This window comes from Laceyella tengchongensis, from assembly GCF_900182735.1.
In the GTDB taxonomy this organism is placed as follows: Bacteria; Bacillota; Bacilli; order Thermoactinomycetales; family Thermoactinomycetaceae; genus Laceyella; species Laceyella tengchongensis.
The window spans coordinates 544,617-568,117 of record NZ_FXTU01000001.1; the positions used below are offsets into that span (position 1 = coordinate 544,617).

The following is a 23,501-nucleotide window of genomic DNA, read 5'->3' on the forward strand; positions in this document are numbered from 1 at the left end:
TGAAACCAAATAGTAACGTTTACCAACTGTTTGCCCCTTGATAAAGAGAGAGGGAGGGAAGAATCGGTGGAAGGAAAAACACATGCGGCGATTGGCATGGCCACCGGTGTGGGTTTGGCGTGCGGCATGGGTGAATCCGCTGATGTGGCGGTGTTGGGCTTGACAGTAGTGTCAGCGGTGATCGGATCGCTTTTGCCGGACATAGATGAGGATGGGAGCATGATCAACAATTTTTTGTTCCCTTCGCTTAAACGAACATACCGTTCGTTTGCGCTGGCTGCCTTGGGTGCTGTGATGGTGCTGTTTTATTTCCTCAAGGGTTTGCCCGCATGGGTGCTTTGGTTGGGGCTGTATGCCGCGGCGGTCGCTTATGTCCCCCACCGCACCGTCACGCATTCGCTGTTGGCTTGCGCGTATGTGGGCTGGGTCGTCTATACGATCGCGCCCACATATACATGGGCGGTGGTATTGGGATATTTGTCCCATTTAATTGCCGACACCATGACCAGCGCCGGGGTTCCTTACTTGTGGCCGTACAAGAAGCGGTTCAATCTCAAAGGGTTTGGCGTGAAAGTAAAAACAGGAGGGGCGGGTGACCGTCTCATCGGCACGGTAGCCATCATTGTGGCGGCCTTGGGCTTTGTGTATTTGGTGGGACAGGTCTTGTATGATGAGGCGCTGACGGCGGGGTGGATCTCCCCCTAAGGTAGACTGGGCAGGACAAGGTCTTTCTTTGGTCAATTGAAGTATACACTTCCTTTATCTCCCATATACTATTATCAATTTAAGGGAGGAGGAAGGAGGAGCCAGGTGGCTTATGTGATCTCGCTAGATCATCATGATCGTGCGAAAATCATTTGTCTGAGCGCCCATTTGAAGGAATGTGTCGCCCTTTTCCAAGAAAATGTGCTGGGTTGCCATATAGATGAATCCATATGGGGAACGCGGTATAGGTGCACCATCGGACTGGAACGCCGCAGCCGGTTTCAGGAGAGGGAATTTCGCAAACGGCTGGGGCGAGCGGTGGCCGAATTCATTTGCGAACACATGGAACCGGAAATGATCCGGCAAATCATTCAACACGAACACGGCTTGCGACAACAGGAAGAAGTGAAGCAAATTGAGGGCCGAGTGAGGCGCTTGCTTGAAACGAGCGCCTGGGAATGCGCAAAGGTGGTGTATGCCAACCGCCGGGACAAAATCGCCCGTCAAGTCAGCTCTTTTTTGAAAGGGTCGGCGGAATTGGCGATTGATGGATTCGCTCGGTTCCGGATGAAAACATATCGCTATGTGCTGGCAACATGCGTGCAAGAAGCGTTACACGACTATTTGTTGGATCAAGAATACAAGGAATTCATCCACTTGTTGCGTTCGTTTGTGGAGGTGCAACCGCCCAAGCTGGATTTCGTCCACCTGATCCATGAAGGGAGGGGCGCATTCCGGCTGATGCAAGCGGATGGTACGCCGTTGGCATGGAAAGAGGGAAACGAAGCGTTGAACGAGATGTTTGAATTTTCCCTTTCGCGTGAGGATATGATTGTCAGCACCCTGTTGTCGATCGTTCCACAAGAAATGTGCCTGCATACGCAGAATCCTCAAGAAAATGTGATCCGCACCCTGATTCAGATTTTTGAGGGGCGCCTGCACCTTTGCGAAGGATGTCATCTTTGCGGACGCACGGTGCATTGTCAGGAAGATGCGTGATTCCGGCGTGTGACGCAGAACTGATCAGATTGGTATACATAGTGGGTGATTTTTTTCCAATTGACGCCGGTGCTGTTTTTCGGTAAGCTAATACTCGTTGATTCTAGGAAGCAACAAGCCGTATCCTTGACATATGACTTGTCAGTGTGCTAACATAATGATATTGTTCAAAGCAGAGGCGCCCGCTTCTCACCTGGTCGACGCGAACGCAGTTGGCAGGTTAATGGTTCGGAAGACACATTTCCTATGTTTGCGCAGGGAAATTGAATGTGGGCGTTATCTGACGCCCACATTTTTTATTTGCCTAAATTTTTTTTGGAGGTGGCAGGTTATCAGCAAGGATCAACAACACCAAGTCAACGAGGCGATTCGCGCTCGTGAGGTTCGCTTGATTGGAGTCGACGGCTCGCAATTGGGTATCAAACCGCTCAGAGAGGCGTTGCATTTGGCGCAAGAAGCGAACTTGGATCTGGTGAACATAGCCCCACAAGCAAAACCGCCGGTTTGTCGTATCATGGACTATGGTAAGTTCCGTTACGAGCAAAGCAAGCGGGAGAAAGAAGCTCGCAAGAACCAGAAGATCGTTCAGATCAAAGAAGTGCGCCTGAGTCCGACCATCGAGGAAAACGATGTGAAGACCAAGCTAAACCATGTGCGCAAGTTCTTGCAAGGCGGAAACAAAGTCAAATTGTCGATTCGTTTCCGCGGTCGGGAAATCACCCACCAAGACATTGGTCGCCGCATTTTGGATCGTTTGGCCGACGAAGTGAAAGATATCTCTGATATTGAGCGCCAACCAAAATTGGAAGGCCGCCAAATGATCATGATCTTAACACCGAAACAGTAGTTGCAAGGAGGAGCATCCAATGCCAAAAATGAAAACGAAACGCGCTGCAGCAAAGCGTTTTAAGAAAACGGGTACCGGCAAAGTAAAACGCAATCACGCGTTCAAAAGCCATTTGCTTGGAGGTAAAACGGCGAAACGCAAACGTCATCTGCGCAAAGACGCTGTTATGCACTCCGGCGATGTGAAACGCATTAAACAACTGATCACATACATGTAATGTTCGCTTAGATAGGAAAGGTTTACTTCAGGAGGGATTTACAGTGGCAAGAGTAAAAGGTGGTACCGTAACTCGCGCTCGTCGCAAAAAGGTACTGAAACTGGCTAGAGGATATTTTGGTTCCAAACACAGACTGTTCAAAACGGCGAAACAACAAGTGATGAAATCCTTGATGTACGCTTACCGCGATCGTCGCCAACGCAAACGTGACTTCCGCAAACTGTGGATCACTCGGATCAACGCTGCGGCACGCCTGAACGGTTTGTCCTACAGCAAATTCATGCACGGCTTGAAAGTGGCTGGTGTCGACATCAACCGCAAAATGCTGGCTGAATTGGCTGTAACCGATGCGAAAGCATTTGCTGATCTGGCTAACATCGCAAAAAACGCGAAGTAATCATACAGCAATCATAATGCAAAACCCCCCGGATCATGATGAACCGGGGGGGTTTGTCTTTTGTATCGGAAACGGAGCCGATGAGGATTAAACCGATCATCAAAGGCGGTTTTTCACTCATGACGGCAACCGCGAACTTTAGCTCCAGTCTATTTTGTTTAGCAGGGTGAGTAGGGTTTCGATTTCATCGGTAGCCAAGTGTTCAAACTTTTCCCTGTAGTATTCCGTTTTCCGCCGTGCCAATTTTTCAATCACGTCTTGCCCCTGTTTGCTGATGTGAAGCTCCACGACGCGCTTGTCCAGTTGCGAACGCTTGCGGTAAGCCAGGTTTTTCTTCTCCAGGTGGTCGGCGACGTGAGTGATGTGGCTGACGGAGCAATCAAATTCTTGCGCCAGAGCCGTCACGATTTGCGGACTTTTGTCTTGCAGACTTTTGAGCACATTGAATTCGGCGCCGTTGATTTGTTCTTCCCAGATGTCCGCCATATCTTTGCGCATTTGGCGGAACATGTGGCGGAAAGATTGTTCCAACTCTAAAATCATTTCTAAGCGATCTGGCATGTCGGATCTCCTTAATGCTTGTTTCATAAAGTCGAGTAATTGCGCTGTGCTGTATTATAACGTTCTGATGATGTTTGGGCAAATGGAAATTTTGTAAACGTCAGTGCGGCTATGCAAAATTTCTGTGCCCATAGTAGCAAAAGCTAATGAATGCGCATGCCCACGATAGAGATTGCGGTCGTCGGGATGCATAGCCACGACTAAAGAAAGAACCAGCCGGCTGGACTGGTTGTGATCGTCAAGTTGGATTTAGGTTATTTTTTGCAATCGCAGTCAGGGCATTGGCAATCGGGAGTGCCGCATTTGTTGCATTTGGAAGTGCGGGGTTCAACAAAGGTGTTCATATGGTTCACCTCCACACACAGTTATCCTGGTTGCTACATTTCATTTTATTATATTTCTCTGCTGTTGTAAATTGAATATACATAATTTATTGAATAATCAGCAGATGAATATAACCACCCGCCACGTCGAGTCGGCGGGTGAGACAAGTGACCGAGCGAATGTGCGTTAACGGGAACATTGTCGCAACTGTTGCGCGGCCTGTTCGGGGGAGTCGGCGCGAGTGATGGCGGAGATGACGGCAATGCCATCTGCCCCAGCTTGACGCACCGCAGCCATGTTATCAACGGTGATGCCACCGATGCCGACGATAGGAAAGTCACCAAGTGCTTGGCGAATCTCAGCTAATGCCTCTGGTCCAATTGGTTGTTTCGCATCCGGCTTGCTCGTCGTGGCAAACATGGGACCAATGCCGATATAATCCGCCCCTTCTTGCTGTGCTTGTCGCGCTTCAGGGATGCTGCGGGCGGATACCCCAATCACGCAAGACGGGGGAAGGATGCGTTTGGCCTCGGGCACGGGCAAGTCGTCTTGGCCGAGATGAACTCCGTCGGCATCGAGGATTAAAGCCAAATCCACCCGGTCATTCACCAGAAAGGGAATCCGGTGTGTGCGGCAGAGGGCGCGCAGGCTGTGACCCAACTCCACCGTTTCACGCAAATTGCGCGCGGAATGTTTTTCGCGAAACTGAAAACAGGTGATGCCCCCTGAGATGGCGGCCTGAAGCACGGCAACCGGATCGCGGTCGAGGCAATCTTGGCTGCCCATTACTAGGTATAGGCGCAAATCTTTTGCTTTAATCGGCATACAGCTCACCTCCTAGGCGATGAGCCCAGTGATTGGTTGGCCCATGGCCGCTTCCCAGAGGAAATGCATGGGAAATGGCAGCCGAAATGAACTGCTTCGCCTGGGAGACGGCGTTGGCCAAGGTGAAGCCGCGGGCCAGATAGGCGGCAATCGCAGCCGAAAGCGTGCATCCCGTTCCGTGAGTGTGAGAGGTGTCGAACCGGGGTGAACGGAGGAAGACGAACTCTTTGCCATCATAAAAGAGATCGACGGCATCATCATCTTCAAGATGCCCACCTTTGATCACCACGGATTGGGCGCCGAGTGCATGCAGGGCTTGTGCCGCCTGTTTGCGTGCGTTCAGATCGGTAAGCGGCGTTTCCGTCAATGCTTCGGCTTCAGGGATGTTGGGGGTGATTACGGTAGCGAGCGGAATCAGTTCTTCCATGAATTGTTTTCTGGCCGCCTGATCCAACAGCAGATGCCCACTGGTCGAGACCATCACTGGATCAACCACCAAGGGAAACAATTGGTGCTCCTTCACCTTGCGGGCGACAACAGACGTAATCTCGGCATTGGCCAGCATGCCGGTTTTGGTCGCGTCTACGCCGATGTCCGTTGCCACGGCATCTAGCTGCTTGGCGACAGCCTCCGCAGGGAGGGTTTGCACATCAAAGACCCCCAGGGTGTTTTGTGCCGTCACTGCCGTGATCGCGGTCATGCCGAAAACCCGGAGTTCTTGGAACGTTTTTAAATCTGCTTGGATGCCAGCGCCTCCGCCACTGTCTGAACCGGCGATGGTCAGGGCCCGTGCAGGTTGAGTCATCAGGGTACCCCTTTCTATCAGTTGTGTGAGATCCGGTGTCTTCATTTATACAACCATATTCTATCAGAAATAAAGGGGTTCAATATAAATTTGAATAGTTCGTCTATAGCGTGAGCGGGCAGCTAGCACATATAGAAATTTACATATTTTTATTGTACCATCTAGAAGAAGGAGTGTGAAAACATGGCCAATAAGCACAAGAAGAAAAGCGTGTCTGATCGGATGGGCATGATCACCATGGTTACCGTTTTGCTGGTCTTTTTGGGTTTGGGCATTTTTGCGGTGATCCAATCCATTACACAAAGCGGTGAACAGGCGAAAGAAAAAGTGAACATTAAGCTTGACGGGCAACCGACCGTCGGAGACCCCAATGCGCCGATCAAGCTGGTTGAATTCGGCGATTTCAAATGCCCGACCTGCAAAATGTTTCACGATGAGATTTATCCACTGCTGAAAAAAGAGTATATCGACACCGGCAAAGTGCAAATGGCATTTATCAATTATCAATTTTTAGGTGCCGATTCCGTGACCGCTGGCATTGCGGGCGAATCGGTATACAAGCAAAATCCGGAAGCTTTCTGGAAGTTTTATGACGCTATCTACAAAAATCAAGGGCAGGAAACGGAAACCTGGGCCACTCCCGAGTTTTTGACTGAATTGGTCAAGAAGAACATTCCAGAAGTGAATGCAGATCAAGTGAGCAAAGACTTGAAAAGCAAAGCATACGAAAAAGACGTGCTCGCGGACAACCAGTTGGCGCATACCTATAAAGTGGACGGTGTTCCGACTGTCTTTATCAACGGCGTCATGATGGATAACGCGATGGACTATGCCGCCTTGAAAAAAGCGATTGACGCCGAGCTGAAGAAAAAATGAGAGAGGGAATCTGATCCACGATGAAGCGGATGTTGTCTACATACGGTCTTTACTTTGCCTGGTTGGTCGCGCTTGTGGCCACAGGAGGCAGTTTGTATTTTAGTGAAGTATTGGGCTTCATTCCCTGTACCCTGTGCTGGTATCAGCGGATTTTTATGTATCCGCAAGTGATTCTGCTCGGAATCGCCTCTTATCGCAACGACCATCGTATCATCCCTTATGTTTTGCCGTTGTCGGTGTTAGGGGGATGCGTTTCGCTCTGGCACTATCTGGAGCAGAAAGTGCCGGGTTTTGCTACGATCCTTCCTTGCCGCGTCGGTGTGCCTTGCGCGCAAGCCTATATTGATTGGTTTGGGTTTATCACGATTCCATTTTTGGCGTTGGTTGCATTCATCTTGATCGTTGTCTTTCTCTCATTTGCCCGCAGTGGCGCAGTTGAAGACGAAGCTTCAGAATAAACGGGCATATTTCCCTTGGCATTTGCCGGAGCCTGTTGTGACGGTGGGTACATAGACTAGTACTGAAGTCACAACGAAGGGAGATCGATCTGTGAAAAATGGAACTTTGAAGACAAGCGGCATAGGTTTTGGCGGCTTTGGCGGGATAGGGTCGGCCATCGCCATCGCGATCATCGTCATCCTGATCATCGCCTTCTTCTGCTTCTGGGGCTTTTTCGGAGGCGGCTGGGGTTTCGGTGGGGGCTTTGGTGGTTTCCCCGGATTCTGCCTGTAACTGCATAACGAAAAAAGCAAGCCTGTTCGTTAAGAACGAACGACGGGCTTGCCTGTTTTTTTTTAATCCTTATTTAGGAAGCGCTTCGTGCAGTGTTTCGATGAGTTGATTGCGCTCGGCGTCGGAGCTGTTTTTCCAGATGACTTCGAACAGCACACCCAGTCCGGGCAACAATTTTTCTTCGCCTTGTTGAATAGAGTCCACCACTAATTCTTGCAGTTGTTGCGGATTCATGGTATGAATGTTGTGTATTACTGCACCGCGAATGTCAAAATTCATCCTGATAACCCCCTTTTACATAAGTCTTTACGGAAAAAATAACTTTATCCCTAAACGATTTGGGTTAAGCTAATTTGCAGAGGCTTTGCGGAGGCGACAAAAGTGAGTAAAACGTTTGCGATTATTGGCTTGGGCCGATTTGGAGGAAGCGTGGCCAAAACACTTCATTCCATGGGGTACGAAGTGTTGGCCATTGATAAAGACCACCAACGCGTTCAGGATATGTCCCAAGTGCTACTGCACACCGTGGAAGCAGACACGACCGATGAAAACGCGTTGAAAGCGCTGGGAATACGCAATTTTGACGTAGTGGTGGTCGCTATTGGCAATGACATCCAGGCCAGCATCTTGACTACGTTGGTGCTCAAAGAAATCGGATGCCCGAAAGTCGTGGTGAAAGCGATCAACGAGATGCATGGCAAGGTATTGAATAAATTGGGAGCCGACCGCGTGGTGTTCCCGGAACGCGACATGGGGGTGCGCGTAGTTCACAGCTTGATTTCACCCAATATCCTAGAGTATATCGAGCTATCCGATGACTATAGCATCATTGAGGTGATCGCCGGTGAATTTTTCAACGGGAAAACACTGCAGGAATTAAATATTCGTGCGAAATTCGGTTGCAATGTGATGGCCATTAAGAACGGGTCGCAGTTTAACATTAACCCTGCGGCGACCGATATGATACATAAAGGTGACACGTTGGTTGTGATCGGCCATAATGACGATTTGAAAAAATTACAGGAAAAGACAGATGACCAATGACAATAAAAAAACGCATTTCCATTACATCTCCTCATAATGAGCAAGTAAAACGCTGGAAAAAGTTGAACACCAGAAAAGGGCGGGCGCAAGAGAGGGCGCTGTTGATTGAAGGCGAACACCTGTTATTGGAAGCGGCGCGGGCATCTGCACAGTTTGAAGCGGTGCTGGTCAATAGGGATAAAGAAGAGGTCTACCAACGCATCAAAGGGGAATTGCCGCCCGATGCGCCCGTGTACGAACTAGCTCCTGCCGTATTTGCCGCGCTGGTGGACACTGAAACGCCGCAAGGGTTGGCAGCTGTCATCACTGCGCCAGTTTGGCCGCGTGACGTTTGGCTAGACAAAGATGGTGATTTGACCGTGCTACTTCTGGACGCTGTCCAAGACCCTGGCAACTTGGGGACGATCATCCGTACAGCTCAAGCGGCAGGAGTGGATAGCATCCTGCTGGGGAAAGGGACGGTTGATCCATTCAATGCCAAAGTAGTCCGTTCGGCAATGGGTGCGTTGTTTCGCATGCCGCTTATCCAGATTGATTTGGCGGAAGCGATCCCAATGTTGCAGTCCCGGGGAGTGACAGTTGTGAATGCCTCTCCACATGCTGGCACGCACCATTTTGATTATGCTTTTCCGGCGCGGGTGGCACTGTTGCTGGGCAATGAAGGCCGAGGCGTCGATGAGAAATACCTGCCGCTGGTGGATGCGGATGTCACCATCCCTATGCCGGGTGGAACCGAGTCATTAAATGTATCCATCACCGGCGCGATTTTGCTGTATGAACGAATCCGGCAACATTTTCAGGCAAGGTAACTGTTGCAGGTTGACTTTGCCATAGCTTATAATATTAAATAATTTAATCTGACAATGGATTTGAAAAGCGATGACAGAGAAGAGTAAGCAGTGCATCCTTTCAGGGAGGGAACACCATGACTGGAAGTGTTCCTAAGGAACTGGCTGCTGAAGTTCGCTCTGGAGCTGTCCCCTGAACTGACGTGAACGTGAACGCGAGTAGGGGGAACCGGTTTGACCGTTATCTCTGTAAGTGGAAAAGAAGGAGAAGACTGCCTTCTTTTCAAAAAGGGTGGTACCGCGAATCTCTCGTCCCTTTGGACGCGGGATTTTTTTATTTTCCATCAAAAAGAGGGGAGTATCAATGATGCGCGAACGTTTAACAAGTTTGCAAGATGAAGCGGCCATTGCGATCGCTAATGCGGAGAGCTTGGACGCACTGAGGGAACTAAAAGTAAAGTATCTGGGAAAAAAAGGTGAATTAACAAGTGTATTGCGCGGCATGGGGAGCTTGCCCCCGGAAGAGCGGCCGGTGATCGGCGGATTGGCCAATGAGATTCGGGCACAACTCGACCTGTTGATCGCGGAGAAAGAATCAGCCTTTGAAGAGGCGGCGCTCAATGAGCAGCTGGCCACAGAGACGATTGATGTCACGTTGCCGGGAACCCCTGTTAAGTTGGGTTCGATTCATCCATTGAATCTGGTGATTGAACAGCTGGAAGACGTCTTCATCGGCATGGGATTTGAAATCGCCGAAGGGCCGGAAGTGGAGACGGATCAATACAACTTTGAAGCGTTGAACCTGCCCAAAGAACATCCGGCGCGCGACATGCAAGATTCGTTTTACATAACGCCGGAGACGTTGCTTCGCACACACACTTCGTCGGTGCAAGTGCGCACCCTGGAGAAAAAAGAAGGGCATGTGCCAGTAAGGATCATCTGCCCTGGTAAGGTGTACCGCCGCGATGATGACGATGCGACACATTCACATCAATTCACCCAAGTCGAGGGCCTGGTGGTTGACCGCGGCGTGTCGATGAGTGAGTTAAACGGTGTCTTGTTGGCCTTAATTGAAAAGATGTTTGGCGAAGGAACCGAAATGCGGTTGCGCCCCAGTTATTTCCCATTCACTGAGCCGAGTGTGGAAGTGGACATCTATCATCCGGAAAAAGGCTGGGTAGAGATCTTGGGAGCGGGCATGGTTCATCCGCGCGTGTTGGAGAAAGCCGGCTACAATCCGGAACGTTATTCTGGTTTCGCCTTCGGAATCGGGGTGGAGCGGATCGCCATGCTGAAATACGACGTTGATGACATTCGCCATTTTTACAATAATGATTTGCGTTTCTTGCGCCAATTTCGTTCTGAGTGAGAGGAGTGACATCAAATGCTAGTATCGTATGAATGGTTGTCTCAATATGTGGATTTAGAAGGGATTTCTCCGGAAGATATCGCTGAAGAGCTGAATCGGACGGGGATTGAAGTGGAAGTGATCTATACTCGCGATCCCGGCGTATCTGGTGTCATCATCGGGGAAGTGATGTCAGTGGAACGCCATCCCGAAGCGGATCGGCTCAATGTTTGTTTGGTTAACGTAGGGAAAGGGCAAGTGTTGCAGATTGTGTGCGGCGCGAAAAACGTGGCCGCCGGACAACGGGTGCCCGTCGCCTTGGTCGGGGCCAAATTGCCGGGCGGATTGCACATCAAAAAAGCCAAACTGCGCGGGGTGGAGTCAAATGGTATGATTTGTTCCGCTCAAGAATTGGGCTTCCCGGAAAAAGTGCTGATGAAAGAACAGACTGAAGGCATTTTGGTGTTGGAGCCCGACGCGCCGATTGGCATTGATATCAAAGAATTCCTGGGCATGAATGACCAGGTAATCGAATTGCAATTAACGCCGAATCGTTCCGATTGCTTGGGAATGATCGGAGTTGCTTATGAAGTGGCGGCTATTTTTGACCGTGAGTTGCGTTTGCCCATGACGCAAGATATGCCGTTACAATACGAGGCACCCATCAACGTGTACATTGAATCGGAAGAAGATTGTCCTTTTTATGCGGCGCAAGTGGTGCATGACATTAAAGTCGGGCCGTCCCCACAATGGATGCAAAACCGCTTGATTTCGGCGGGTATTCGTCCGATCAACAATATTGTGGATATTACCAACTACGTGATGTTGGAGACGGGCCAGCCGTTGCACGCCTTTGATTACAACCGCGTGCAAGGGGGGCAAATCATTGTCCGCCGCGCGCTGTCCGGCGAACAGATCGTGACATTAGACGGTGTGACGCGCACATGTGACGATCAAATGTTACTCATCACCGACGGTGAACAGCCTTTGGCTTTAGCTGGAGTCATGGGCGGAGAGTCTTCCGAGGTGACCGACGAAACGGTGACCATCTTGTTGGAATCCGCGTTCTTCGATCCGCAAATGGTGCGGCAAACCTCCCGCAAAGTGGGATTGCGTTCCGAGGCGAGCGCTCGCTTTGAAAAAGGTGTCGATCCGGAAGGGATTTTGCCAGCACTGGCGCGGGCTGTGCAGTTGCTCTGCCAAATCGCCGGCGGTGCGGTAGCTTCTGAAGCGATCGTGAAAAAAGTGGGCGATGTTGAGGAGATGGTGATCAATCTGCGCCATGAACGCTTGGTCAATCTGCTGGGCGTGCAGGTAGATCCAGAAGAAGTGCTTGATATTTTCCGTCGTCTGCAGTTCCCGACCGAAGTGACCGATGAGGGGTATGCTGTGCAGATCCCGACACGGCGTCCGGACATCACAATTGAGGTGGATTTGATAGAAGAAGTGGCTCGGTTGTACGGATATGACCGAATCCCGACGACACTTCCGTGGGGTCAGCAACCGCCTGGGGGCTTGACTGAGGAACAAAAGGCGCGCCGGGTGATTCGTCACACATTGATGGATTTGGGATTGCATGAGGTGTTGACGTACAGCCTGACTTCGACGGCGCTGGAACAAGAGGTGGCCTCTTTGTTTGCGGTGGAGAACCATGTATCTCTGGCCATGCCGATGAGCGCGGAGCATGCTGTATTGCGTAGCAACCTACTTCCACACTTGATTGAAGCCGCATCATACAACCATCGCCATGGAAACGAACGAGTGCAAATCTTTGAGTTGGCTCATGTGTACTTGCCTGGACATGCGGACGAGACGTTGCCAGAAGAACGGTTGGTCTTGGGTGGGTTATTGACTGGGAAGCAACCCGCCGGCATCTGGAAAGAGCAGCCATTGCCTGCTGGCGATTTCTACAAGGCCAAAGGGATTTTGGATGCTTTGTTCGCTCGCTTGGGTGTTGTTGATGTGGAATATCAAGCTGTCGCTCCTCACGGTTTCCACCCGGGACGAACCGCCCAGATTTTGATTGGCGGTGAGGTTGCTGGACTGCTTGGTGAATTGCATCCGCAGCTGGCCAAAAAACACGATCTCTCGCGCCCTGTCGCATTCCAGCTAGATGTGGAGAGATTGTTCGCAGCAATCGAGGGGCCGTTGGTGTATCAGCCGATTCCGCGTGTTCCTGCGGTTACGCGTGATCTGGCCGTCGTTGTCGATGAAGCCGTTCCGGTCGGATTGTTGGAAGAAGGAATTTGGCAGGCTGGCGGAGAATTGGTTGAGTCTGTGGTGTTGTTTGATGTTTTCGCTGGAGAGCAGATTGGAGTCGGCAAGAAAAATGTCGCCTTCTCATTAGCTTATCGCGCGGCGGACCGCACGTTGACTGATGAGGAAGTATCTAAAGTGCATGAGCGTGTGATTTGCCATCTGGAAGAAACGTTTGGCGCCAAGTTGCGTTGACGGATTGCGGCTTTTTTGGACCTGTGAATCCATCGGGCATAAAGGCCTTCACCTTCTGTGAAGGAGGCGTAAGATGAAAAATAAATTGAGTGTGGAGATATACGGTCAGCAATACAATTTAACCGGCAAAGCGAGTCCAGGGCACATGCGCCAAGTGGCCAGCCATGTGGATGAGAAGATGCGGCAAATCGCCGACAAAAACCCCAGGCTCGACACGACGCGACTGGCCGTGTTGTCCGCGGTCAACATTGCCGATGAGTTTTTGAAATTAAAACAAGAACATGATGAAATCATGCACCTGATCGAAGATGAAGAACCGTAGGAGGATCGTATGGGGTGGTTTGATCTGATCGTACTGCTCTTCTTGATCGGGGCTGTGTTACAAGGTTACCGGCGGGGGTTGGTGCTTCAGGCCGCCTCGCTCGTCTGTTATGCGGTAAGCATTTGGCTTGCGTATCTGTTCGCCGATGATTTGGCCCCTGTTTTGGCGGAAAAGTGGCCTTTGCCAAAGACAGGCCAGACCGCTTTGCTTACTTTCCTGAAGGTGGATAAACTGCTGTATTCGGTCTTGGCGTTTTTTGTCTTGATGATCGGCATCCGGCTTGTACTGTCCTTGGTGGTCACCTTGATCAATCAAGTGACTAAACTGCCTGTGGTGTCCACCTTGAACCGTTCCGGAGGCGTGCTGTTTGCGGTGGCCAAACTCACAGTGATAACTGTGGTCATCGTGCACATGCTGACGGTCTTGCCATGGGCGACCGGCCAAACGGCGATGAAAGAATCGGTTGTTGCGCAGGCTTGTATCCAAATGACCCCGACGTTAGCTGAAGAGCTGACGAGTTGGTTGAAACGGTAAAAGCAAACACCTTGCCACAAAGGCAAGGTGTTTGCTTTGTGTGCATTACATGGACCGATTAATGAATCAGACTGGTGATGCTCTTTTGTTTCCAAGACCAACGATAGTAGGCGTATTGCAAGCCTAAATTGACGATGAATGCGGCGGGGTAGCCGATCCAGATCCCAATGATGCCAAGACTGGTGAAATTGGACAGGAAATAAGCAACAGGCACTTCTACAAGCCAGATAGAAGCAACACTAAACACGGTCGGCCAAAAGACGGTGCCACTGGCGCGCATGGTGGCGCTGATAATCATGGCCTGGCCGAAGATCAAATAACTCCACAGCGTGATCATAAGCAGATCATGGGCGATGGTTAGCGTTGGTTGATTGGTCAGGAATAAGGATAAAATTTCTTTTGAGAGCAGATAGACCAAGGTGATTAATACGCCGCCCATCACGACGTTGAGCAACGCGCCGGCCCGAATGACTTGTTTCAGGCGATCCAATTGCTTAGAGCCAATCGATTGGGCTGCGAAGATCGAGACGGCAATCCCCAAACTGATGGCCGGCATGGATACATAACTCACTACTTGATTGACTGCGCCATAGGCGGCGGTGGCGTTGGAGCCGAACTTGTTCACAAAGGAGATGACGGCGATTTCAGACAGTGAGATGAGGATCATTTGGATACTGGACGGAATCCCGAGGCGAAGGAGCAATTTCAATAAATCCCAATCCATCCGCAAGTGTTTGCGTACAGAGGCATCAAATTGCAACGGATGTTTGGTTTTGCTAAGGTAGATTAGCGTAATGATAAACGTCAGTACGGTGGATATCACAGACGCGTAAGCGGAGCCGTAGATGCCCAGACGGGGCAAACCCAACCATCCGAAGATGAGAAACGGCATCAGAGCCACATTCAGCACCGTGCTGACAATCAGAGAGTAAAATGGCGTTTTGGAGTCCCCGATCCCCCGAATAAACGTGGTGTAGGAGATATATAAAAACATCACCGGCAAAGACCAAAAGAGGATGCGCGCATAATGCACGCTAACGGTGATGATGTTCTCGGGTGTGCCGATGAAGCGCATGATCTCCCAAGTAAACAAGCTGCCGACTACGGATGACACCACGCCGAGAATAAAAGTAAAGGTGAGCGTAGTGCCGACGATGGCTTTTAAGCGCTCTTCGTTTTTCGCACCATGTGCCTGACCGATCAGAATGGAACTGCCTGAACCGATTCCAATGGTGAATGAGACAAGTAGAAAAAATAGTGGGAAGAAGGACGAGATGGCGGCTAACGCTTCCACACCGAGCCAACGACCTACAATCAAGCTGTTTACTAACTGGCTGATTGATTGCAGTGCATTGCTGAGGATCAACGGGATCAGAAAGATGAACATTGCGCGCCAGACAGGGGTGTCTGGTTGTTTGTGGTTTATTCCTTGCACTGATTCCACTTTAATACATCCTTTATCTTATTTTTACGGCCAGAGCATATTTTTCCCGATGCAAGCGTGACTGAAACGAGATGTTGTTACCAATGCTTTCTTTTTATCGATTTAGCTACCCCTTCATTGGAATGGATGAATTACCCCCCTTGTCTATTCGGGCGTGGGCGCTTTCTTAAAAAGTAACACCCCAGCCGTTCTCGGCTAGGGTGTCAAGGCCGCCAAATGAAGGAAGTCGGATTCAGGCATGACGGTGCTCTAACAATTTTTTAACTAATGGGTTTAATCGTTCTTGGCCGCGGAGTTCGGAGCGCCAATTAACAGGAATCGATTGGATGCCATCGCGCAATCCGGCCAGGCCGCCGACAATCGCTGCATTGGTGTCGGTATCCTGTCCCAAGAGAATGGCCGCCTTCACCACATCGGGATATGTTTTCTCCTTTAAGGCTAAGCGGGCAGCGTGCAGACTGGCGACAACATAACCGCTTCCGTCACTGAATGGTTCGCTGTCGGGTCGGATTTCCCATTCCAAGGCCTGTTCATGTGACGGCAGGTCTCTATATAGATCGCGCAACGTGCGCACGGCATCGTTGTAGGCTTCATTCCACTCTAGACCTTGTAGAAGGCGCCGTGCCCACAAGCAATACAGGGCACAACAAGCTTGATTGGTCTCATGCCCATGCGTGACGATGGATTGTAGATGTGCATCCCGAACCAAGTCTTCATCTGTGCCATGATGCCACAGGGCGAGTGGCAATACGCGCATCAATGATCCATTGCCTTTCCCTTCAGGACGGAGATATCCGGCTCGAGTCGGGGGTACCCCGTGGTGTTGAATGGCGCGCAATGCTTCACTGGTCTGCACACCGATATCAAAGACGCGGTGATCGACTGCATATTCCCCGCGCTCAGCCCAAGCGATCAACCGCGCCGAAAAGTCGTCGAGATCCAATTGTTCGCATGTGATCAAAGAATCGAGCAGAGCCAAGGCTTGCGCACCGTCATCTGACCAGGTGCCTGGCGGAACGGTTGGATAAGTGCGGGGATACCCGGCTGGCGGGTGGAAGTCGATCTGACTAGCCGGGGGTAGCTCGCGTGGTTGCTTAAATTCGTACGGAACTCCGAGTGCGTCCCCGATCAAGAGCCCCCACAAGCCTCCTAAGATGCGGTCTTCTATGTTGATTTGAGCTTGTGCCATGGCATTGTTCCTTTCCATTAGATGAATTCCCCTATATTATAAATCAAAAAGGGAACGGGCGGTCGTATGCCGAAGCAATTTGGATGAATTCAGAACGCCCATCTGAAAAGTGGCTAATCGTATTCAGCTAACAGGAGAGTTCGTGCGATTGATGTTACGGCATTTGCAGTGGATTTACTATAAAATGGATTATGGTGGTATCATAGTTTTCAAACGTACCCAGATGAAAACAATGGAACCACGTTGCTGATTCTACGTGGGTTGCGAAAGAATAAGCGTAGAACGGAGAAAAATGGAGGAAGCATAGAGGTATTCTGATTATAGAAAAAAAGTCCATGAAGTGGAGCGATTAGTGATGATTTTGTCTAGAATAAGGAAAGGTAGGGGGGAATTCGATGAATAATAAACAGATCGTAGCAATATTAAACCAGTTGGCTGATTTGATGGAACTAAGCGGTGAGAACGCATTTAAAGTTCAAGCTTATCGTAGAGCAGCACGCACAGTAGAGAATAGTCGTACACCAATAGTTGAGATGAGTGACGAATTGGAAAAATTATCAGGAATAGGAAAAGGGACTGCATCTGTGATTCGGGAGATTATTGAGACAGGACGTTTAGCACAACTAGATGAATTAAGACAACAGCTGCCTCCCGAACTGCCTGACTTACTCGCACTGCCGGGAATAGGTCCGAAAACCATTTATACCTTATATAAAAAATTACATATTACCAATATGGAAGAATTGAAACAAGCGGCTAAACAGGAAAAAATTCGCAGCTTGGCTGGATTTGGACCGAAAAAGGAACAAAAGATACTCGAAGCAATTGAACAATTTTCAAATCGCCCCAAACGAGCGCATCTTCATGTGGCAATGGCTGTTGCTTCTGCAATCAAAAAACGATTGGAAGGGATCGCTGAAATTGAGAAGATTGAGTTAGCAGGAAGTATACGGCGATATAAGGAAACAATCAAAGATATTGATTTTGTTGTAGCAACAGATCATCTTGTAAAAGTGGCTGAGCAGATTGCTAACTTACCTGAAGTAATACAAATTGTTGGGCAAGGTGAAACCAAAGTAAGCATTGTTGTTGACGTAGATGGTATGGTGATGGGAGTAGACGTACGGCTAGTTACCTCAGATCAATTCGGTAGTGCTTTAAGTCATTTCACAGGATCTAAAGAATTTAATATACTCATCAGGCAACGAGCGAAGCAATATGGCTGGAAAGTAAGTGAATACGGCATTTATGATCCTGAAACAGATCAAACAATGACTTTTAAAGATGAGGCTGATTTTTTTGCTCAGTTGGAGTTGCCTTTTATTCCACCAGAGTTGCGTGAAGATCGTGGTGAAATAGAAAAAGCTGAACTGGGAGCATTACCTGCATTAATTCAGCTAAGTGACTATCGCGGAGATTTACATGCCCATACACTCTATAGTGATGGTTCTCATTCGATCAAAGACATGGCGTTAGCCGCAAAAGCAAAAGGATATGAGTATATTGCAATAACTGATCATTCACAGTCGCTAAAAGTAGCAAGTGGTTTGACAGTGGATGAGGTTTACGAACAATGGGCTGAAATCGATCAACTGAACCAAGAAGGTTTAGGGATCACAATTCTTAAAGGTGCTGAAGTAGATATCTTAGCAGACGGAACACTTGATTATCCAGATGAATTGCTGAAACAAATGGATTTGGTTATTGCATCTGTACATACTCAATTTAAACAAGACGAAGAAACCATGACACGTCGAATAATCAAAGCGATGGAAAATCCTTATGTAAATATCATTGCACATCCGACAGGACGACTGTTATTGCGGCGGGATTCATATGAAGTCAATGCGGATCAGTTATTTAAGGCTGCACAGGAAACGGGTACTATTTTGGAATTAAATGCTCATCCTCATCGTCTGGATTTAAATGACCAGTTGTTAAAGAAAGCCAAAGAAGAATATGGATTAAAATTTACCATCAACACGGATGCACACTCGGCCGAGGGATATGATTATATTATTTATGGAATTGCTACAGCACGTCGGGGTTGGTTGGAAAAGAAAGATGTGATTAATACATACACATTGGGCCAATTAAGAACCGTCTTAGCTAAAAATTAATGTTTAATATCAGAAACCATGCCAAGTTGGTCTGTGTCAGGTCTAACCGACACCGTTCAGCTTGGCACTAACAAGAACTAACTTAAACAAGAACGAATTAAAACTAGAATAATGATTACGAGACTTTTCAGTCCCGTAGGCGCAGCAGAATTATAATATTTACTTTCGTTCAGGGAAAAAAAGTAAATGTAAACGATGCGATAGAATTGGTTTTTCGGTTGGTTCAATGTTCGACTGACTATCGGTTAGGCGCGTTAAAAATACTGCGACATACCAGCGTAAAATATAGGCGAATATAGGGTTTGCTAGGTTGGTGCTAGTCGAAAGGGATGTCACTAGCCACCTTTTTTTCGCTTGTTTAGCGCTTTTTCGTAATGAATAATGGCAGTTTTGGAATCGTTCATTTTTTAGTAGTCACCGAGAGCAACCAGCGCGTGATGATAACGGACAATATCATCACTTTTTTCTGCTAACTCAATGGCGGCCTGTTATTATGAAAGAGAATGTTCAAAAAGACTCCGACTAAATTGCGCCCAAACGAGGAAATTGCTTTGGTTTTAATTTTTCTTGGATCGTAAAAAACTGGAGTTTACACTTATTTTAAATATAGGATATAATAATAATGGTTGTTTGATAAACGATAAATAAATAATCCTCAGAACCTTTAAAAAAAGGTAATGAGGACTAATAAAAAATGGATCAGCTCTTATAACTCAGGAAAATAATAGGTGTTTTCTCTGAGTTTTTTTATTTTTTCTTAGCCAGATGGCGGTTCACCGATAGATCTACGGATCATCTTTTCTTCACCTCCCTCCAGAGTATCAGCATAGTCATCAAAGAACTCTCGTATAAACTTATTCGCATTGGGGTCACCTAATTTCACTAGTTGTTTACCCAAAATTAGATTAATTCGGTTCTTTAAATCTTGGAATGAATGTTGCTTACTTAATTCCCGAGCTTCATTCAAAATTTGAATGGCCTCGTCGTTTTGATGTTCCTTAAAATAAAGCTGTCCTAACATGATAAGTGCTTCACAATATCTAAATGCGTTATTGGCTTTTTTGGCGAATTTTGCTGCCCTTAGTGAATTGTCTATTGCTTTTTTGTTTTCTCTACTTTTAGAGTACAACAGGCCTAACTGGTTGTAAATATACGATAGCAGAGATTGACTGTCAATGAGCTTTTCGAACTTTAACGCTGTTTCAAAACAAAGCTGAGCTAAGTCAAGCTTATTTTTTTGTACGTGGATTTTACCCAAAGTGGTCCAAAGTTCACATAAACGGTTGTACATTTTATCAATACGAGCGAGCTCTATGCCTTTAAGTGCGTATTGGATAGCTTGTTTGTACATTTTAGATTTCATAAAAAGACTTGAGCGAACATCATACATATTTAGTGCGGCTTCTTTACTAAAGCATTTGCGATGATTTCTCTCTTTAGGAAAGATTATGTTTTCCATTTCATCAAGGGTTGATTGTGCACCATCAATATCATTCAGATTTTGCAAATAAATTGCTTTACTGGTTAAGATCATTTCTTGATAATATTCTCGTTCTCCATCTGGCAAAAAACACATTGATGCTCTTTGGGAACAAGCCAGTGCTTCACGATAATTATTCTGCAAATACGCTATAATCCCTAGCTCATGATAGGCAGCTGCTTGCAAGTTTGAATAAGCTAGGTCCTCAAACTGATGCTGAATATTATAAATAGTGTCATGGAAATATTTGTGCGCTTTTTTCCAGTTCTTCTTGTGCATAAATACTTTCCCTTTTAGGTAGTTGCTATAAACTATAAACGGATTGTCATCCGAAAGATCTAGCTTCCTTATCATCTCAAGTCCTTCATCAGGATCTAACAAGTCGATTAAGTTTTCAGCAATATTCAATTTGATAATTATTTCTTCACCAGTATCCTTATTTTCTTCATCATTTTCAATAATGTAAAAGTCTGATAGATCCAGAGATGAATTTAGCTTTTTAAGTACATACCTCATTTTATCCTCGCTAACACCTGGTTTCCCTGTTTCGATTAAACTCAACAGTGGTTGAGTCATAACATCGTCAACTAGATCCTTCTGTTGTAACTTCTGCTGTTTGCGTACTCTTCTGATATACTCTCCAAAAGCAGCACGATCAATTATATTCATTATATTCACCTCAAAAAAATTTTTTTTAAGGAAAAAGCGGAGTGAAATAGCCTGTTTTCGAATTTATTTTATTCCTTCTTCTGAATATTAAATGTATCGTGCTTTATATTGGAGTGAATTAGCCCTATATTCTAATATATTTCATTTCGAGAATTCGCTATATTAGAAAATTTACATCCGCTTAATGCAGATTATATAATAAAGTCAAGCAAAACATCAACAATTGCTTTTATGCACTTGATATTCGTTTAATATTTGTACGGATGATATATTCAGACTAAATGTACTATTCAAATTTGATCGCAGGGAGGACTAGAAGTGGAACATTTCGCAAATAGTAAACCACTTGTAAAATTTCAATTCCAGCCTCTGCAAAAAATCACCTTTCATACAACTCAATCTACAAGATTAACTTTTTCTATTGCATCAAAAGGAACTGTTCTCAAAGGTACTCAAATCGATGGTACTCAAACCATATGTATTCGCGGTACAGGCTTTCAGCTACTGGAAACGGGGGAGTGAGAGGGTTTATGTCTGAATGGGTAAAAAAGACAGAAGTAGTACTCGCGATTTCCCATGTTTTAGCTAGTAAGGGATTATCTGCTCAGCAGGTACAAGAAATATGTGACGAGATCGACAGACTATTTCCAGATATTAAGCTTGAAGTAAAAAAATATCTACCGACCGCTGATCCTCGAACTTTCAACTGAGAATCAACTAAGGGAATGAAAGACCATGGAACAACTAAAACGAGCTTATTGGTTTACTTTTTGGATCAAAGATAATGGTCCATCAAAAGGCGAGTCAATAACATTTTGCAATAATATGAGTCTCCGTAGAGCTTATTCTCTATTTTGTTCCAATCTAAGAGTATACAGAATAGGTGGCAGCGGACCAGATTCACGACCTGCAAGAATAAAAGATGTGTATTGGACCTTAGAAGAAGGCTATTATGACCCAGAAGGTATACTTCGCTATCTTACACCAAAAGAAACTCATGAAAGACTTAGTGAAATTGGTGTCCAGCCTGATTTCCCTCCGTGGATAGGGCATGACATAAAAACATATAGCGTAAGGAGGTGAGGGTCCATGAAACGTAATGGTTTTGGCGAACCACCCCAAGCTTAATGCTTGTTGTAGGTAATGAATTTGTTGTTAGTTGTCTTTGATTTTCCTTGTCTCCCAAAATTACGTATGTACAGGTATGATGACGTAATACCTTCAAGTCGTCTGATTGTGACGATAATCTCTGTGATTGGTCACCAAAGATTAAATGAAAACACTATTCCTAACGCCTTGTCCGTTGACCCTGGAACTTCGGGTGGGGCGTTCTACAACAACCTAGATCCTCCTTTCACAACTCAATTATGATCAAGATCCCTTGATTATGCTATAGGGGAGGTGAGAATATGAGTGCTGCGATTGCTCAACCGATTAAAAAATCGGATAACGAGAAGAAGAAGCTAAGACAACTTAAAAAGATATCAATTAAGCTGATGTCTCCTCAGAAACCAATTGTTATGTGGTATGGCGCGGGCGATGATGCTCCAGAGAGATGAGGGAAGAAGAAAGTGACCCCAATAGTAGTTCCCTCATAAGTAATTTCATGATTCGACCCCTTATATAGCTGAGTCCACTACCTAGGGGTCGAATCTTTCAAGGAGAGAACGCTCATGATTTATGAGTCAGATCATCTAATCCAAGTAGAAGTCGAATGTCCCTTTCCATCACAAGGGTTTGTCGCTCGTACTCTAGTTGAATGCCTAAGTAAGCGTTACCAATCGCCTTTAGAAAATGAGCATGCCCCAATGCTTCGGGACTTATGGGTTGGTACTAGAGATGAGATTAAACCATCCATGATGGAAAAAACAAAGTGGGAGCGCCCGTTTCGTTTTTACCCTAAAGATTATTTAATAAATGTTGTGATAGACGGGGCTTATTTTGTCCATCGTTTGCTTAGGGAGCAAAATAAAACATTCCTTCTTGTGATAACGGGTGCAAATTACTTAGACGATCTATCCATTCGTTTTATTGAGGCACTGTTGCGAATGGAGCCCTGTTATGTAATGTTGATTTATCTTAAACCGTGTCCTTTTAAGCTCACTTGTGAAGGGCCATTGGTTAAAGGTAAATTGTTAACTGTTGAGTCGAATTCTGGACTAGAACAGCTCTCTACCTTCCATCAAAAGGTTAATGGTCAACCTTTAACTGGATTGGAGAGGAGAAAAAACTTATCTGCTCTTATTCAGGAAGCACGTAATAAACAAGAATCTCAGGAATTGTTGTCTATTCTTTCTAAAGCATCTTTTGAATATGCAAATGGTGGCTACTACAAAGAAGCATTTCAATATGCTGTTGAAGGAATTGAACTGGCCAAGAAACTCAATCAAACCCAATCTCACATCTTCTATAGGTTGTTACACACAAAATACCTCTGTGAAGTGACTCATTATAAAGGAAAAGAAGCAAGTGAAACGGCTGGTCAGCAATTCGAAGTAGCTTGTGCGTTAAATGATCATGTAAAAATAGCCAATGCTGGCTATAATCTTGCAATGAATGAGTTACGAGTCAACAAAAACCCCAGACAAGCGTTACTCCACCTCTGTCAGACACCACACCTTCTAGAAGATGAGATCCAAAACATCAAAGTTGCTTTTGTCTACGCATTCTGTCTAAACGCAAAAGCCTTTGCCTACTTTCAACTACACCAAGCAGAGAGGGCCAAGGACTATTTAAACCAAGCAAAAAAAATATTAGAGCCTTTTTTAGATCACGATCATATTAGAATGGAGCAAGCTACGTTTTGCTACAACTTCTCATAACT

Annotated in this window: 28 protein-coding genes and 2 other annotated features; of the genes, 21 read left to right on the forward strand and 7 right to left on the reverse strand. The window is 46.8% G+C overall.

Annotated elements, in window-relative coordinates:
• The first annotated feature begins 66 nt into the window (after window positions 1-66).
• The 5 genes from QQZ12_RS02640 (at window position 67) to rplT (ending at window position 3,165) form a co-directional block, all read left to right on the forward strand.
• Window positions 67-705, forward strand: a complete 639-nt coding sequence (locus QQZ12_RS02640; protein ID WP_102991886.1) for a metal-dependent hydrolase — start codon at window positions 67-69, stop codon at window positions 703-705.
• A gap of 105 nt (window positions 706-810) precedes the next feature.
• Window positions 811-1,704 (forward strand): putative sporulation protein YtxC, encoded by an 894-nt coding sequence (ytxC, locus tag QQZ12_RS02645; RefSeq protein WP_102991887.1) that lies wholly within the window; start codon window positions 811-813, stop codon window positions 1,702-1,704.
• Between the two features lie 164 nt (window positions 1,705-1,868).
• Window positions 1,869-2,009 (forward strand) — a sequence feature (ribosomal protein L20 leader region).
• Window positions 2,010-2,092: 83 nt separating this feature from the next.
• Window positions 2,093-2,551: a translation initiation factor IF-3 gene (gene infC, locus QQZ12_RS02650; RefSeq protein ID WP_425436562.1), complete on the forward strand. Its 459-nt coding sequence runs from the start codon at window positions 2,093-2,095 to the stop codon at window positions 2,549-2,551.
• Window positions 2,552-2,570: 19 nt separating this feature from the next.
• Entirely contained in the window at window positions 2,571-2,768 is a 198-nt protein-coding gene (rpmI, locus tag QQZ12_RS02655) for a 50S ribosomal protein L35 (RefSeq protein ID WP_022735863.1), read from the forward strand.
• A gap of 43 nt (window positions 2,769-2,811) precedes the next feature.
• A complete protein-coding gene (gene rplT / locus QQZ12_RS02660) occupies window positions 2,812-3,165 on the forward strand; it encodes a 50S ribosomal protein L20 (RefSeq protein ID WP_022735864.1) in 354 nt (117 codons plus the stop codon).
• Between the two features lie 138 nt (window positions 3,166-3,303).
• Here rplT and QQZ12_RS02665 read toward each other — a convergent pair whose 3' ends face one another.
• Window positions 3,304-3,726 (reverse strand): MarR family winged helix-turn-helix transcriptional regulator, encoded by a 423-nt coding sequence (locus tag QQZ12_RS02665; protein ID WP_181352843.1) that lies wholly within the window; start codon window positions 3,724-3,726, stop codon window positions 3,304-3,306.
• Between the two features lie 231 nt (window positions 3,727-3,957).
• Here QQZ12_RS02665 and QQZ12_RS02670 point away from each other — a divergent pair, with 231 nt between their 5' ends.
• A complete protein-coding gene (locus QQZ12_RS02670; RefSeq protein WP_284723919.1) occupies window positions 3,958-4,140 on the forward strand; it encodes a hypothetical protein in 183 nt (60 codons plus the stop codon).
• 96 nt (window positions 4,141-4,236) lie between these two features.
• On the opposite strand, the gene thiE is transcribed toward QQZ12_RS02670, so the two are convergent.
• Together thiE and thiD are read right to left on the reverse strand one after the other, a co-directional pair.
• On the reverse strand, window positions 4,237-4,875 hold the full coding sequence (gene thiE / locus QQZ12_RS02675) for a thiamine phosphate synthase (protein ID WP_102991889.1): 639 nt from the start codon (window positions 4,873-4,875) through the stop codon (window positions 4,237-4,239).
• On the reverse strand, window positions 4,865-5,680 hold the full coding sequence (thiD, locus tag QQZ12_RS02680) for a bifunctional hydroxymethylpyrimidine kinase/phosphomethylpyrimidine kinase (RefSeq protein WP_102991890.1): 816 nt from the start codon (window positions 5,678-5,680) through the stop codon (window positions 4,865-4,867). Before thiD ends, thiE begins: the two co-directional genes overlap by 11 nt.
• 183 nt (window positions 5,681-5,863) lie before the next feature.
• On the opposite strand from thiD, the gene QQZ12_RS02685 reads away from it, so the two are divergent.
• The 3 genes from QQZ12_RS02685 to QQZ12_RS02695 all read left to right on the forward strand — a co-directional run bounded on the left by QQZ12_RS02685 (window position 5,864) and on the right by QQZ12_RS02695 (window position 7,288).
• Window positions 5,864-6,556: a DsbA family protein gene (locus QQZ12_RS02685; protein WP_102991891.1), complete on the forward strand. Its 693-nt coding sequence runs from the start codon at window positions 5,864-5,866 to the stop codon at window positions 6,554-6,556.
• 20 nt (window positions 6,557-6,576) lie between these two features.
• On the forward strand, window positions 6,577-7,014 hold the full coding sequence (locus QQZ12_RS02690) for a disulfide oxidoreductase (protein ID WP_181352841.1): 438 nt from the start codon (window positions 6,577-6,579) through the stop codon (window positions 7,012-7,014).
• Between the two features lie 91 nt (window positions 7,015-7,105).
• On the forward strand, window positions 7,106-7,288 hold the full coding sequence (locus QQZ12_RS02695) for a hypothetical protein (RefSeq protein ID WP_022735870.1): 183 nt from the start codon (window positions 7,106-7,108) through the stop codon (window positions 7,286-7,288).
• Window positions 7,289-7,357: 69 nt separating this feature from the next.
• On the opposite strand, the gene sspI is transcribed toward QQZ12_RS02695, so the two are convergent.
• Complete coding sequence (gene sspI / locus QQZ12_RS02700; protein ID WP_022735871.1) at window positions 7,358-7,567, reverse strand: small acid-soluble spore protein SspI; 210 nt, start codon at window positions 7,565-7,567, stop codon at window positions 7,358-7,360.
• Between the two features lie 102 nt (window positions 7,568-7,669).
• Here sspI and QQZ12_RS02705 point away from each other — a divergent pair, with 102 nt between their 5' ends.
• From QQZ12_RS02705 to QQZ12_RS02730, 6 genes are all read left to right on the forward strand, one after another.
• Complete coding sequence (locus tag QQZ12_RS02705) at window positions 7,670-8,332, forward strand: potassium channel family protein (protein ID WP_102991892.1); 663 nt, start codon at window positions 7,670-7,672, stop codon at window positions 8,330-8,332.
• Window positions 8,329-9,141, forward strand: coding sequence for a TrmH family RNA methyltransferase (locus QQZ12_RS02710; RefSeq protein WP_102991893.1), 813 nt, complete (start codon window positions 8,329-8,331; stop codon window positions 9,139-9,141). The genes QQZ12_RS02705 and QQZ12_RS02710 overlap by 4 nt, the downstream gene beginning before the upstream one ends.
• Before the next feature lie 61 nt (window positions 9,142-9,202).
• Window positions 9,203-9,440, forward strand: a binding site (T-box leader).
• A 47-nt stretch (window positions 9,441-9,487) separates the two neighbouring features.
• Complete coding sequence (pheS, locus tag QQZ12_RS02715) at window positions 9,488-10,489, forward strand: phenylalanine--tRNA ligase subunit alpha (protein WP_102993787.1); 1,002 nt, start codon at window positions 9,488-9,490, stop codon at window positions 10,487-10,489.
• Window positions 10,490-10,504: 15 nt separating this feature from the next.
• Window positions 10,505-12,919: a phenylalanine--tRNA ligase subunit beta gene (gene pheT, locus QQZ12_RS02720; RefSeq protein ID WP_102991894.1), complete on the forward strand. Its 2,415-nt coding sequence runs from the start codon at window positions 10,505-10,507 to the stop codon at window positions 12,917-12,919.
• Window positions 12,920-12,992: 73 nt separating this feature from the next.
• On the forward strand, window positions 12,993-13,241 hold the full coding sequence (gene zapA, locus QQZ12_RS02725) for a cell division protein ZapA (protein ID WP_102991895.1): 249 nt from the start codon (window positions 12,993-12,995) through the stop codon (window positions 13,239-13,241).
• 9 nt (window positions 13,242-13,250) lie between these two features.
• Window positions 13,251-13,775 carry a CvpA family protein gene (locus QQZ12_RS02730; RefSeq protein WP_102991896.1) on the forward strand — a complete coding sequence of 175 codons (525 nt, stop codon included), beginning with the start codon at window positions 13,251-13,253 and terminating at the stop codon, window positions 13,773-13,775.
• A 58-nt stretch (window positions 13,776-13,833) separates the two neighbouring features.
• Here the strand turns inward: QQZ12_RS02730 and QQZ12_RS02735 are convergent, their stop codons facing one another.
• Both QQZ12_RS02735 and QQZ12_RS02740 read right to left on the reverse strand, forming a co-directional pair.
• Window positions 13,834-15,162: an MATE family efflux transporter gene (locus tag QQZ12_RS02735; protein ID WP_431606292.1), complete on the reverse strand. Its 1,329-nt coding sequence runs from the start codon at window positions 15,160-15,162 to the stop codon at window positions 13,834-13,836.
• Window positions 15,163-15,451: 289 nt separating this feature from the next.
• Entirely contained in the window at window positions 15,452-16,426 is a 975-nt protein-coding gene (locus QQZ12_RS02740) for an ADP-ribosylglycohydrolase family protein (protein WP_223248051.1), read from the reverse strand.
• A gap of 377 nt (window positions 16,427-16,803) precedes the next feature.
• Between QQZ12_RS02740 and polX the strand changes: the two genes are divergently transcribed.
• Window positions 16,804-18,528 (forward strand): DNA polymerase/3'-5' exonuclease PolX, encoded by a 1,725-nt coding sequence (gene polX / locus QQZ12_RS02745; RefSeq protein WP_284723920.1) that lies wholly within the window; start codon window positions 16,804-16,806, stop codon window positions 18,526-18,528.
• Between the two features lie 757 nt (window positions 18,529-19,285).
• Here polX and QQZ12_RS02750 read toward each other — a convergent pair.
• Window positions 19,286-20,677, reverse strand: coding sequence for a hypothetical protein (locus QQZ12_RS02750; RefSeq protein ID WP_284723921.1), 1,392 nt, complete (start codon window positions 20,675-20,677; stop codon window positions 19,286-19,288).
• A gap of 318 nt (window positions 20,678-20,995) precedes the next feature.
• Between QQZ12_RS02750 and QQZ12_RS02755 the strand changes: the two genes are divergently transcribed.
• From QQZ12_RS02755 to QQZ12_RS02775, 5 genes are all read left to right on the forward strand, one after another.
• Complete coding sequence (locus tag QQZ12_RS02755) at window positions 20,996-21,199, forward strand: hypothetical protein (RefSeq protein ID WP_284723922.1); 204 nt, start codon at window positions 20,996-20,998, stop codon at window positions 21,197-21,199.
• Between the two features lie 8 nt (window positions 21,200-21,207).
• Complete coding sequence (locus tag QQZ12_RS02760; RefSeq protein ID WP_284723923.1) at window positions 21,208-21,387, forward strand: hypothetical protein; 180 nt, start codon at window positions 21,208-21,210, stop codon at window positions 21,385-21,387.
• Window positions 21,388-21,412: 25 nt separating this feature from the next.
• On the forward strand, window positions 21,413-21,760 hold the full coding sequence (locus QQZ12_RS02765; protein ID WP_284723924.1) for a hypothetical protein: 348 nt from the start codon (window positions 21,413-21,415) through the stop codon (window positions 21,758-21,760).
• Between the two features lie 326 nt (window positions 21,761-22,086).
• The gene (locus QQZ12_RS02770; RefSeq protein WP_284723925.1) at window positions 22,087-22,236 is read left to right on the forward strand and encodes a hypothetical protein; all 150 of its coding nucleotides are present in this window, start codon (window positions 22,087-22,089) and stop codon (window positions 22,234-22,236) included.
• Between the two features lie 114 nt (window positions 22,237-22,350).
• Entirely contained in the window at window positions 22,351-23,499 is a 1,149-nt protein-coding gene (locus QQZ12_RS02775) for a hypothetical protein (RefSeq protein WP_284723926.1), read from the forward strand.
• Window positions 23,500-23,501: the final 2 nt, after the last annotated feature.